Below are 12,740 nucleotides of genomic sequence, written 5' to 3'. Positions count from 1 at the left end.
TACTTGCGTTAGTCTCAATTAATCAGATTACTTATTTTAAATACAAAGCGGATAGCATTGCCTGAAAGGGGGCGCCATGGATGTCACCTCGTCTTCACCGCGGACCGATACGCAGTCGCCAGGAGCCGGCTGGCTTTCAGATGATGAGCTTCAGGTTTTAGAGGCTATTTGTGAGACGTTCTTTCCTTCTCTGGACCCACCACCCGATAGCGACCAGTCTCAGGTGGCCTATTATCGCGCCAACGCCGGCGATCTGCACCTGGCGCTCTTGATCGCGGAGACGCTGGGTCGCGAGGATGAAGAGAGCCGGGCCGATGTGAAGCGTCTGCTGGCACTGCTGCGCAGCCCCGCCACCGGACTGCTGCTGGTAGGCAAGGGCCGTCCCTTCAGAGTGCTTCCCTTTGAGCAACGTGAAAAATATCTGCTGGCCATGGCCCATAGTCCCCTGGCACAGTTGAGACAGGGCTACCAATTATTTAAACGGCTCACGGGCTTCCTATTCTATGCCACATCCGATCCCCAGGGGCACAATCCCACCTGGGCCGCCATTGAGTACCATCCGGCCGATCCACCAGCAGCATCCACCGCGCCACGACGGCTGCAACCACTGGCAATACAAGAAGATACGACGCTGGAGTGTGACGCGGTCGTGATCGGTTCAGGTGCTGGCGGCGGCGTGGTGACGGGCGAGCTGGCGCTGGCGGGCAAGAACGTGATTGTGCTGGAGAAAGGCGGTTACCAGGACGAGTCCGACTTCACGCTGCAAGAGGCCCAGGCGATGAACGAGCTCTATCTCAAGCGCGGCCTGCTCAGCTCCAAAGACCTGGGCGTGGCGATCCTGGCCGGCAGCACGCTGGGAGGAGGTACCATCGTCAACTGGGATACCTCGTTCCGCACTCCACCGGACACCCTGGCCGAATGGGAGCAGTTGTCGGGTCTATCCGACGTGTTCACAGGCCCCGCACTGCAGGAGAGCTTTGCGGCGGTTGAGCGGCGCATCCAGATCAACACGGACAATAGCGCCCACAATCGTCAAAATCAGCTGCTCTATGAAGGGGCGCACGCCCTTGGTTATCATGCCGACAGCCTGCGCCGCAACGCGGTCGGCTGCGAGCAGCGCTGTGGCACCTGCGGCTTTGGCTGCCGCTACGGCTGCAAGCAGTCCACGCTGAAGACCTATCTGCAGGACGCCTACGAGCACGGCGCGCGCATCATCGTGCGCTGCAACGCCCAACGCGTCTTGATCGAACAGGGGCGAGCCACAGGCGTCGAGGCCAGCGTTTATGATCCAGCAACAAACACCACCAGGCGGTTGACGATACGCGCGCGCACCGTCGTGGTAGCGGCGGGCTCGATCCATTCACCAGCCATCCTGCTACGTTCGGGACTGAGCAATCCGCACATCGGGCAGCACCTGCACCTGCATCCAACCACCACCATCAGCGGGCGCTATCCCGAGCAAGTCTATCCGTGGCAGGGCGTGATGCAATCGGCCTACAGCGACGAGTTTGGACATCTCAACGGCGTCTACGGCTATAAACTGGAGGTGGCGCCAACGCATCCGGGCCTGCTGGGTATGGGCTCCCCCTGGCATTCCGCCCGCGATTATCGCGAGAACATGTCCTACGCGGCCTACCTGGCCACCATCATCATCCTGACGCGCGATAAGGGTGAGGGCAGGGTGACGCTGGACCGCCACGGGGAACCGGTCATCGACTATGTCACCTCTGTCTTTGATCGCCGCCATATCCTGCACGGACTAAGGCAGGCGGCCCGCGTCCACATGGCCGCTGGCGCCAGTGAGGTCACCTCCCTGCAAAGCAAGCGCACCCAGCTCACGCGTCCCCAACTGGACCAGTTGGGTGAGCGCGCCTGGCAGCAATTTGATCGCCAACTGGAACGCCACGGTCTGGGCGTCAACCACCTGATCATGTATAGCGCCCACCAGATGGGCACCTGCCGCATGGGCAAAGATCCCGCTCAGGCGGTGACCGACGCCCACAGCCAGGTCCATGGCGTCCAGGGACTCTTCGTCTGCGACGGCAGCGTCTTTCCGGCCGCCAGCGGCGTCAATCCCATGCTCAGCATCATGGGGCTGGCCCACCAGGCCGCGCAATACATCAAAACCATCATGTAAAAACACACCAACGTAGGTGCCGGAGCAAATCTTAATACGTTCAACTTAAGGCCGTGCAAAACGAGAGAAAAATCACAGTACGTGCGGGGCTTGCCCCCGCTTGTTTGCTTCTCAAAAGGAAAGGCCCCTTCAAAGCGATCAAGGACGGTTTGCATGCGATGCATCACACTCTTTCTGTTGCTTTTTCGAGCGGCGAGGGAACAAGCGGGGGCAAGCCCCGCACGTACTGTGGTTTCTTTTCTTGCCGCTTGCTCTTAAGTTGAACGTATTGAGGACAAGCCCGGCACCTACGGTTACATTTGATTTGCAAAATGAACGACATACCTCACGCGACATTGAGAATCTGATCCCTATGCGGACGAAATTTGACCACTTTTCATGGGATACTCTCAATAGAACATATATTATTGTGAGGAACGATGAAAGGGAACAGTAATGTCCACACAGCCTTTTAAGACTCTTGTCCTCGACCTGTTGCAGCGGGGTCATCATGATGAAGAAGTTTTTGTGCAGGACCTCAGTGAGAGCGAACGGACCGCCAGCGGGACGTGGGAGCGCTGGGCTGCCAAAGATCACCTGGCCCATCGGAACTTCTGGCGCAGGAATCTCATCAGGAAGCTGACGGCTGTCTTGCAGCATCAAGAACTGGCGCAGGACGAAGAGGACGAGGAAAAGCTCAATGCGCAGAATTTCGCGCAACAGCAGCGTCCCTGGTCAGACATTCTTGCCGAGTCTGAACAGACCTACGCCGAACTCATCGCGCTGACCGAACAGCTTAGCGAAGAAGATCTGACAACTCCCAATCGCTTCCCCTGGTTCATGGGAGAGCGACCACTGTATGTGGCCTTCCTGGGCAGTTGCTACGAGCACGAGCAGGAACACCTGGCGCAGTACTACTTCGACCATGACAACCTCCCGCGTGCCATCGAGATCCGCGAGCGTTGCGCCAATCACATCCTGCAGACGCAGGTAGTGCCGGATTGGATCAAAGGTTACTTCCTCTATAACCTGGCCTGCTTCTACACGAAGTTGAAGCAGTTTGACAAGGCATCTACCCTCTTACAGCAAGCTCTCACGCTCGCTCCTCGCCTTCAGGAGCTCTCACAGAGCGATCCAGAACTGGCCGCGCTACGCGATGCGCAAAAATAAATAATATTCCTTCCATGATATCCCCTTGACAAAGCAGGGGGATTCGGGTTACTATATCAGCAACGGATATATCCGTTGCTGATATAGTAATTTAAAACGGAGGTGGGAACAATCAAGACCAATCACAGGGAGCCAGAAGAGTTGCTCCCATTGACGCCCGCGGTCTTTCACATCCTGCTCGCGCTCAGCGATAAGGAGCGCCACGGCTACGGCATCATGCAGGAGGTGGCCTGGCGCACCAATAACCAGATGCATATGGGACCGGGTACCCTCTATGGCTCGATCAAGCGCATGATGAAGGATGGGTTGCTGGAGGAATCCGGCTCACGACCCGATCCTGAGCTCGATGATGAGCGCCGCCGCTACTACCGCCTGACCGACTTCGGACAGCGCGTGGTACGGGCTGAGGCCAGGCGGCTAGCCAATCTGGTGCAGATCGCGCAGGTGAAGCATCTGATACAAGGAGAAGCGTAACATGGCGTCATTCCACTGGATGCAATCCTGGTCCGAACGGCTCTATCAATGGCTTCTCCTGGCGTATCCATCCGAGTTCAGGCGCGAATTTGGTCAGGAGATGGCGCAGGCCTTCCGCGATTGCTGCCGGGAGGAGTTACGAGCGGGCGGGATTCCTCGACTCATCCCTCTCTGGGGCACCGTCTTTTATGATTTTATGAAAAGTGTATCCATCGAACATCTTCTCAATGTAAAAAATATGTTTCTACACGACAAGGAGTACAGCATGCTCAATGCACCGTTACAGCTACAGGTCGCGCAGCTTACTGACATCGGTCGTAAACGTCCCTCCAATGAAGATAACTTGATTACGGTATTACCCGAAGACCATTCTATTCTAGAGCAGAAGGGTGCCCTCTTTGTGGTCGCCGATGGCATGGGCGGCCATTCATATGGCGAGATTGCCAGCCAGATAGCGATCGACCAGATCCGTGAAGTCTACTATCAAGATACGTCCTCCGATATTCCCACCGCGTTAACCAACGCCATCAAGCAGGCCAATGCCGCCATCTATCAGGAGGCGCATAGCAAGCCATCCCCCGATAATAAAGGTACCGGCATGGGCACGACCTGCGTGGCTGCGGTGATTAAGGATCGGACCCTCTATATTGCCAATGTAGGAGATAGCCTGGCCTACCTTATCAATGATCAGGAGATTCGGCAGCTGGCGGAAAATCACTCATGGGTGGTGGAGCAGGTGCGCCTGGGCCTGATGAGCGAAGAGGATGCGCGTACCAGCGAGAAGCGCAACGTCATTACGCGCGCCCTGGGTACCAAGGAAGAGGAAGAGGTCTCCCTGACCACCACGGATGCGCAGCCGGGAGATACACTGGTGCTGTGTACCGATGGTTTACACGGGCCGGTCTCGGAGGACGAGATGCGCGAGATCGTCACCGCATATCCACCCGAGGAGAGCACGAAACGGCTGATCGAGCGCGCCAACGAAAGTGGTGGACTCGACAACATCACGGCTATCGTGATCAAAATCTCATAGTTTCAAGACGTTTACAATCAAAAAGAGGCCAGCCGATTGCTCGACTGGCCTCTTTCCGTTACTTTAATAAAAAGGATACCTACTAGTAGCGGCGATCGCGATAGCCACCACCCTGGCCACGACGATCCTGATAGCCGCCGCCGCGATTGCCACCGCCGGCGGGACGCTCACGCGCCTCATTGACGGTAATAGTACGGTTGCCTAAAGTGGTACCATTCAACTGATCGATAGCGGCACGAGCCTGCTCATCATCCTCAAATTCGACAAAGCCAAAACCCTTGCTGCGGCCGGTATCACGATCAGTGATCACGGTTGCAAAGGTCACTGTGCCGATCTGTCCAAATACCTCACGCAGTTCCTGCTCATCGGTCTGGTATGGAAGTCCACCAACATAAAGTCTCATTTTGTACGCTCCTGCGCTGACATCGCCTCTCAGATTGACGCTCGAAGAAACCATTTCTCACAGAAGCGCTACAATTCTCTTTCTGATGTCATACATCACTTATAACACACTCACGAAATATTCTATTCCCTGATTCCCCAGATTTTTTCAGAAATTAAAAATTTATGATTACTGTTTTTAGAGATGGCGCAACACAACGGCGGGTGCATCCGCATCCGCCGTTGTGTTGCGCCATCTCTAAAAAACAAACGAACTTTTGTTTGAGGGCAATCTTGCGTTATGATCATACTATTCATCCAAAAAAATCAGAAGAGAAAACGCACTCTGAGGAGGATTGAGCATGCCAGCAGCATTGACTATGGAAGGGCTAGCAGCTTTTCTGGATAGCTATCTCGGCGCGGAACGCTTTCCCAGCGATGAACATGGAATCTACCATGCGGGAAGCCGCACCATAGAAAGTCTGGGGCTGGCCATCGAGCCCTGGCCAGCCATTGGACAATGGGCGCAGGAGCAGGAGCTTGATGCCATCTTTCTGCATCGTCCCTGGCATGTCAGGCTGCAGACGTTACCAGCCGGTGTGGGAATTCTCGCCTACCACCTGGCGTTCGACCTCGGCCTGACACTGGGATATAATCCACGGCTGGCGGAGATCCTGGGGATGCACAACGTGGTCCCCTGCGTGTTTCGTGAGGGCATCGCGTACGGCATGCTGGGAGAGATCCCACCCACACCCCTCAAAGTGCTGATCAATGACCTGACCGCTATATTTGGGCATCCACCGGCCATCACGCCCGAATACACCAACAGTGTGCAACGCATCGCGGTCGTGGGAGCGATGAACGACGCCTCTATCCATGAGACCGCTGACCTGGGAGCGCAGGTATACATCACTGGACAATTTCGCCAGCCCGCCCGCGCCGCTGCCCAGCAGACCAGAATGACCGTCGCCACCATTGGTCATGCTATCTGCGAGCAACGGGGCCTGCGTGACCTCGGCAGCCTGCTCAGTGAACATTGGCCACAGTTAAAGATCGTGTATCCATAGCCAGCTACGACCAGAGCGATCCGTGTAGCTGTCCTCACACCAACCAGCAAGGCCAGCGTATGCTATAATGCTTACCATACCAAAACATGTAGCCCTTACATATTTATCGGCAGTAAATAGCTTAACGCTGCAGATATTTAGCCTCTAAACGAAAGAGACAATCCATGTCAACAGAGCCATCGGATCGTAGCGAACTTCTGATCGCGCTGGAACAGGCCGGTCGCAAATATAGTGAAAGTTCGATCCTCTTCCACCAGGCCATCGCGGACTCCTTGAGATTGAACACGACCGATCTTAAATGTCTGGACCTGGTCAGGGAGTCAGACGGTCTGACGCCAGGTCAACTGGCAAAGTTGATGGGACTGACGACCGGTGCCGTTACCGGCATCGTCGATCGCTTAGAAGCGGCGGGCTACGCCCAGCGCAGGCGAGACAGCATCGATCGACGCAAAATCAGCATCCACGCCCGGCCAGAACAGATCGCCGCCAGACTTAACCCCATCTTTACCTCGTTCCAGCAGGCCATGGCCAGCGAGTTCCAGGCAGCCTACAGCGACCAGGAAATGGCCCTGATCCTCGATTTTGTGCGGCGCAGCAGCCGCGTCCTGCAAGCCGAAACCAGGAAGATGCAACAGCAGGAACAAGAATCATAGCTACTTCTGACATTTTGCCATTATTAGTGCTGGCGGCGGGCAAACAGCTCCGCCTCTCGCTGTGTCTGCCAGTTGCAGATCGCTTCCAGATCGGCTACGGGCTCCTGCGTGTAGGGCAGGGTGTGCAGGTAGCCGGGAGGGCCATACTCGGGCGTCAGGGTCGAGATCTGCATGCCCTGCCGCTCCTGCTCGTCCCAGATGATGCTCCACCAGCGCTCATGGGCCTCGACGTAGGGCAGGTACTCGGGGGCGCGCGGATCTGGTACCTGCGGTCCCTCCTCATAGCCTACGCGCGCGTGCAGGTGGATGCAGCAGCTGGCGCACAGGCGCACCACATCCAGTTGATCATCGATCAGGCGCTCGCCGACGCAGACCCAGTGGCTCAGATCGCAGCACAGCTTGAGTCCCTCAACACGCTCCAGAACCTGCGCAGTAATGCCGGGATAGAAGAAGACGCGCCCGCGATGGGTCTCGTGCGCCACCGCGATACCGGCGTCGGCCTCGATCTTCAACGCTTCACGATAGAAGCGCAGACTCTGATCGAGGCTCCACAGATCCTTACCGCTATGGCAGTTGATCTTTGCAGGCTGGAACGGTGCAGCCTGCTCGACCTGCTGGCGGAACGTAGCCAGGTGTTCCTCCACGCTGGCGCCGCTGGTGAAGATCTGTGGAATATAGCCCAGGCCGTGCTCTTGCAGCAGATCCTGGAAGTGGGACACCTGTCCCGGCTCGGGCAATCCAGTTTCAATCGCGGCATAGCCCTGCGCCTTGATGCGCGGGAAGGCCTCTTCGTGGGTGCCACCTATTCCCCACAGGTGACGAACAAGCTGTAGCTGCATAATATATACATTCTCCTCTATACAGGATCTGATCGTTCAACAGGATTATTCGGTGCCGCCAAAGGATGAGAGCGCGCCGGTCATGGCGATCTCGGGCTCACCTTTGTCCGATTCCACCCAGACACCACAGGGGCCGCCCTCACTGCTATAGTTCAGGTCCAGCGTAGTGCCATCCATGCGATAGATCGGCTTCATATACTTTGTCACCGTCTCGGCCTCGCCGGAGATGTAGTGACCGATCAGCGCGCGGCGGAAGCGATCGCTGGAGGTATTGGGATAGCTGCCATGGACCAGTGTACCACCAAAGAACAGCACATCGCCCGGCTCCATGATCACGGATTGCACGTTCTGCGTCTCAGGAAGAGGTACCGCGATATCAGAGAAGCTCTCTTTGGTATCGGCCTTAGTGGTACAGAGGAGCGGCCACTTCTGACTACCGGGAACGACCTTCATGCAGCCGTTTTCCTCGTCACAGGGATCGAGGGCCATCCAGGCCGCCATGCAGGTGCCCGGTTTGGCGCGCAGGAAATAGTTATCCTGGTGCAGCGCCTGGCCACGCGCCTTGGGAGGCTTAAAGTACAGCATAGTCTGCACCGCGTACGGCTCGCGTCCCAGCAGTCCGGTCAGCACGTTATTGATGCGCTGATCGGTCAGATACTGCAGACCATCGGCATCCCAGTGGTGCATATGAATCATGCGCGGATAGCGCTTCAACGGATCATCATTTTCAGGATCAGCCCCAACCAGGTCTCCAGGATAGCTGCCTTTCAGGCGCAGATCCATATAGTGATCCCGGTAATGCGCGACTTCCTCGGGACTGAACAGCTGCTTTACCACCACATAGCCATTTTCATCAAAGAATTGTTTGACTTCATCGGCGATCATATTCTTTTTATCCTTTCACTCTATCCTATTGCAAGATGCATATAATCTTGTGATTGATATGTAAAGAATAACCCGAAATGAGGGGAATGTGGATAGCCAGGATTGTCTGAATGTGTCTCAGATTCTCATCTTTGCTGGCGCAAGGTCAATAAAGATGGAAAGAGAAGATGCCAGGACCGCGCCACTGCGCGGTCCTGGCATCTTCTCTTTCCATCTTGTTTAGACTGTTTCGTGTTGATAGAGAGGAGATTTGTCGGTGCTCACCAGGGGTGTTTGCTCGGCGCGGCGTTTGCGCCAGGGCCACTCGACCTGCATGCAGAGGTAGCAGATGACGGAGTAGAGGCCGGCGATGATGGTGGTGTGCAGCAGGGCAACCATCAGTTGAGCTCCGCTTAAGACGGTGGCCATGCCGCTCAGGGCCTGTAGGGAGACCAGCACAAACGCCCACAGGCTGCCCCAGATCAGGTCGCGTCGATCACGGGCGACGCGAATTATGACGACCATTAAGGCCAGCAGCAAGAACCAGATGCTGGCCGCCGAGTAACGGTGCAGGACCTGAATGCCCGGAGCGGTCAGGAAGCTGGGAACATAGGTCGAGCCACAGGTTGGGAATTGCTGTCCACAGGCCAGGGTGGCCGAGGCGTGACCCACCAGCGCACCGGTATAGACAACGAGATAGGTATAGGCCGCCAGGCACCACACCACGATCTGTATCCACTTGGAGACCGGCGCGACTTGCTGCGCCGTACGCTCGGGCTGTCCAGGGACAAGCTTCTGCATCTGCATGATGCGCATGGTCAGCAGGATCACGCTGGCGAATGAGATCAGCGAGAAGCCAAAGTGCAATGAGAGTAGCCCCTCTTTGGCGTAGGTGCCCTCGTAGACCACGGTCAACGCGCCCAGAATCGCCTGCAAAACGACAAAGAAGAGGCTCATAAAGCCAAATAACTTGATTCGGAAGTCGCGGCGATAGGTCCACCAGGACCAGGCCACCAGCACAAAAATCAAGAATGAATCCGCCCCCGACATGATACGGTGGCTATATTCATAGACGGTAGTAATCGGTAATGATTCTGGGATCAACTGCCCATGACAAAATGGCCAGGAGTTCCCACACCCCTGCCCCGAGTCAGTCTGGGTAACAGCCGCGCCCAGGAGCAACATTATGTAAGCCCCAAATGAGGTTATAATAGCTAAGATGCTCATCAAACGATGCTTCAACAAGTTATGATCCTCCATGAGAAAAATTAAGAAATAGCATATCTACATCTCTTTTTTGTTCGTCTGCTGCGCACGGAAACATGCCTTGCGAGGATCAAAGCCCCTCTGCCACATCTACCATCGCTCTGCTACATGCTCACAACGATACCAGCCGATGCTCTTTCTTAATCGTAGCCTTCTACTATTATAGGGGATATTTGGCATCTGTGCCATGTGTCTTTGTCAACAGGTAAATTGGGGAGGTGCAGCGGGGGCAATTGCCCCCGCTGCACCTCCCCAATTTACCTGTTGACAAATTATGCTCGACCATTTACACTTGATAGTAAACGTTTTCTATTTACATGGGGAAAGATTTTTACCGGTGAAAAGAGGTTAGTATATGCAGATGGCCGTTGGTCATATTCGAGCACTGACCCGTGATCAGCGCAATGCTTTGGTTGCGAGCTTTCTGGGTTGGACGCTGGATGCCTTCGATTATTTTATCCTCGTCTTTTCGATCCCGTATATCGCGCGCGATTTTCATGTTCCGATCCCTGCCGTGACGGTGGCGGTCCTGCTGACGCTGGCGATGCGTCCGGTAGGGGCCTTTCTCTTTGGGATTATGGCCGATGCCTATGGCAGGCGTTCAGCATTGATGATCGATATCATCTTATTTTCGCTGCTTGAACTGCTCTCAGGCTTTGCGCCGTCGTTAACGATTCTGCTGGTGCTGCGGGCGCTGTTTGGGATCGCCATGGGTGGCGAGTGGGGTGTGGGAGCCTCGCTGGCGATGGAGACGATACCCGATGAGTCGCGTGGCTTCTTCTCGGGCGTCCTGCAGAGTGGCTACGTCTTTGGTAACCTGCTGGCGTCGGCGGTCTTTGCCATCTTCTTTCCACTGGTTGGCTGGCGCGGCATGTTCATTATCGGCGCACTGCCGGCGGTCCTGGTGATCTTCATCCGCCTTGGTGTCAAGGAGTCACCGACCTGGGAGCGGGAACGCGAGGTGCGTCAACATCGGGAGCGTCGGGCCGAACGCAGCATCTGGACGGCGATCTGGAGAAATTTCCCGCTTTTTATCTACCTGGTGGTCCTGATGACGGCCTTTAACTTTATGAGCCATGGGACGCAGGACCTCTATCCCACCTTCTTGAGCGTGCAGCATAAGCTGTCCCCGCAGACCGTGGGTACCATCGGCATCATCTATAACGTTGGCGCGATCATCGGCTGCATCATCTTTGGTACCTATTCACAGCGCATCGGACGCAAGCGCGCCATTATTATCGCCGAGGTGATCGCCCTGCTGCTGATCCCGCTGTGGGCGTTCGCGCCCTCGCTCTTTCTGCTGGGGCTGAGCGCGTTCTTGATGCAGTTCGTGATCCAGGGCGCCTTCGGCGTGATCCCGGCCCACCTGAACGAGCTATCACCGGGCTCGGTCCGTGGCACGTTTCCCGGCCTGACCTACCAGTTGGGGAACCTGTTTGCTTCAGCCAACACGACCATTCAGGCCGGGATCGCCGTTGCGAATGGCGGCAATTATTCGCTGGCGCTGGCCCTGGTGACGGCGATCGCACTGGTCGTGACCATCGTGGTCACCGCGCTCGGCAGAGAGGCGCGCGATATGAACTTCGCGGGGGAGCCAATCGAGGCCGTCCAAGCGAAAACACTGATAACAGCCGAGGGCAAAGATTAACTATCACGGTTATGTGACAGAATACTGGTGGTTATCGCAATACAAGAAGGAGAGGTAAAAAAATCATGGCTACGCAAAGAATAGGCATCATTATGAATGGTGTCACGGGACGCATGGGAACCAATCAACATCTGGTTCGTTCGATCGTGGCGATACGTGCGCAGGGTGGGATCGTCCTGCCCGGCGGCGATACGCTGATGCCAGATCCCATTCTGGTGGGACGCTCCGAGCATAAACTGCGGACACTGGCCGAGGACCACGGCATCGAGCGCTGGAGCACGGACCTGGACGCCTGCCTGGCTAATGCCGAGGATACGATCTATTTCGATGCCCAGACCACCACGCGCCGTGCCGAGGCGATCCGCGCGGCCATCCAGGCGGGCAAGCATATCTATTGTGAGAAACCCATCGCCACCGATACCGCGACGGCGCTGGAATTGGCCCAGATGGCCGATCGCGCCGGGGTCAAGCATGGCGTGGTGCAGGATAAGCTCTTCCTGCCCGGCCTGCTCAAGCTCAAGCGCGTCATTGATAGCGGCTTCTTCGGACGCATCCTGTCGGTGCGCGGCGAGTTCGGCTACTGGGTCTTTGAGGGTGACTGGCAGACTGCCCAACGTCCCTCCTGGAACTACCGCAAGGAAGAGGGCGGCGGCATCATCGTCGACATGGTCTGCCACTGGCAATATGTACTCAGCAATCTTTTTGGCCGCATCACCGGCGTCTCCTGCCTGGGAACGACCCATATCCCCGAGCGCGTTGACGAGCAGGGCCAGTCCTACGCCAGCACGGCCGATGACGCAGCCTATAGCACCTTCGGGATCGAAAATGGCATCATCGCCCACTTCAATTCCTCCTGGGCGGTACGCGTCTACCGCGACGAGTTGCTGAGCATCCAGGTGGACGGCACCCACGGCAGCGCGGTCGCCGGTCTGCGCGAGTGCAAAGTGCAGAGCCGCGTCAACACGCCGCGCGCCGTCTGGAATCCCGATGTGCCCAATCCCATCAATTTCCGCGAGAACTGGATGGATGTTCCCGATAATGGTACCTTCGAGAACGGCTTCAAGGCGCAGTGGGAGCTCTTCTTGAGACATGTGGCTCTTGACGAGCCGTTCCGCTGGAATCTATATGAGGGAGCCAAAGGCGTACAGCTGGCGGAGCTGGCCCTGCAATCCTGGGCCGAGCGCCGCTGGCTGGATATCCCGCAGCTCGCCGGCACGAAGGAGGCGTAA

12 protein-coding genes are annotated in these 12,740 nt (G+C 56.5%); 8 read left to right on the top strand and 4 right to left on the bottom strand.

Features of this window, described 5'->3' with window-relative positions:
* The first annotated feature begins 76 nt into the window (after positions 1-76).
* The 4 genes from AABA21_RS10085 (at position 77) to AABA21_RS10070 (ending at position 4,793) form a co-directional block, all read left to right on the top strand.
* Complete coding sequence (locus tag AABA21_RS10085) at positions 77-2,137, top strand: GMC family oxidoreductase (protein WP_338249411.1); 2,061 nt, start codon at positions 77-79, stop codon at positions 2,135-2,137.
* A 435-nt stretch (positions 2,138-2,572) separates the two neighbouring features.
* A complete protein-coding gene (locus AABA21_RS10080; protein WP_338249409.1) occupies positions 2,573-3,286 on the top strand; it encodes a TPR end-of-group domain-containing protein in 714 nt (237 codons plus the stop codon).
* Between the two features lie 102 nt (positions 3,287-3,388).
* Positions 3,389-3,760 (top strand): PadR family transcriptional regulator, encoded by a 372-nt coding sequence (locus AABA21_RS10075; protein WP_235845892.1) that lies wholly within the window; start codon positions 3,389-3,391, stop codon positions 3,758-3,760.
* 1 nt (position 3,761) lies between these two features.
* On the top strand, positions 3,762-4,793 hold the full coding sequence (locus tag AABA21_RS10070) for a Stp1/IreP family PP2C-type Ser/Thr phosphatase (RefSeq protein ID WP_338249406.1): 1,032 nt from the start codon (positions 3,762-3,764) through the stop codon (positions 4,791-4,793).
* A gap of 82 nt (positions 4,794-4,875) precedes the next feature.
* Here AABA21_RS10070 and AABA21_RS10065 read toward each other — a convergent pair whose 3' ends face one another.
* The gene (locus AABA21_RS10065; RefSeq protein WP_338249404.1) at positions 4,876-5,196 is read right to left on the bottom strand and encodes an RNA recognition motif domain-containing protein; all 321 of its coding nucleotides are present in this window, start codon (positions 5,194-5,196) and stop codon (positions 4,876-4,878) included.
* Positions 5,197-5,536: 340 nt separating this feature from the next.
* On the opposite strand from AABA21_RS10065, the gene AABA21_RS10060 reads away from it, so the two are divergent.
* Positions 5,537-6,241 carry a Nif3-like dinuclear metal center hexameric protein gene (locus AABA21_RS10060; RefSeq protein WP_338249401.1) on the top strand — a complete coding sequence of 235 codons (705 nt, stop codon included), beginning with the start codon at positions 5,537-5,539 and terminating at the stop codon, positions 6,239-6,241.
* Between the two features lie 164 nt (positions 6,242-6,405).
* Positions 6,406-6,894: a MarR family winged helix-turn-helix transcriptional regulator gene (locus tag AABA21_RS10055; RefSeq protein WP_338249398.1), complete on the top strand. Its 489-nt coding sequence runs from the start codon at positions 6,406-6,408 to the stop codon at positions 6,892-6,894.
* A gap of 23 nt (positions 6,895-6,917) precedes the next feature.
* Here the strand turns inward: AABA21_RS10055 and AABA21_RS10050 are convergent, their stop codons facing one another.
* The 3 genes from AABA21_RS10050 to AABA21_RS10040 form a co-directional block, all read right to left on the bottom strand.
* Positions 6,918-7,733 (bottom strand): sugar phosphate isomerase/epimerase family protein, encoded by an 816-nt coding sequence (locus AABA21_RS10050; RefSeq protein WP_338249396.1) that lies wholly within the window; start codon positions 7,731-7,733, stop codon positions 6,918-6,920.
* Positions 7,734-7,778: 45 nt separating this feature from the next.
* Entirely contained in the window at positions 7,779-8,618 is an 840-nt protein-coding gene (locus tag AABA21_RS10045) for a phytanoyl-CoA dioxygenase family protein (RefSeq protein ID WP_338249394.1), read from the bottom strand.
* 219 nt (positions 8,619-8,837) lie between these two features.
* Positions 8,838-9,842 (bottom strand): COX15/CtaA family protein, encoded by a 1,005-nt coding sequence (locus tag AABA21_RS10040; protein ID WP_338249392.1) that lies wholly within the window; start codon positions 9,840-9,842, stop codon positions 8,838-8,840.
* Positions 9,843-10,218: 376 nt separating this feature from the next.
* Here AABA21_RS10040 and AABA21_RS10035 point away from each other — a divergent pair, with 376 nt between their 5' ends.
* Both AABA21_RS10035 and AABA21_RS10030 read left to right on the top strand, forming a co-directional pair.
* Positions 10,219-11,511: an MFS transporter gene (locus AABA21_RS10035; protein WP_338249390.1), complete on the top strand. Its 1,293-nt coding sequence runs from the start codon at positions 10,219-10,221 to the stop codon at positions 11,509-11,511.
* 65 nt (positions 11,512-11,576) lie between these two features.
* The gene (locus tag AABA21_RS10030; RefSeq protein ID WP_338249388.1) at positions 11,577-12,740 is read left to right on the top strand and encodes a Gfo/Idh/MocA family protein; all 1,164 of its coding nucleotides are present in this window, start codon (positions 11,577-11,579) and stop codon (positions 12,738-12,740) included.

Source organism: Dictyobacter halimunensis (genome assembly GCF_036245075.1).
The sequence above is the reverse complement of the archived record's forward strand: the minus strand, read 5'-3'. Positions and strand labels throughout refer to the sequence as shown.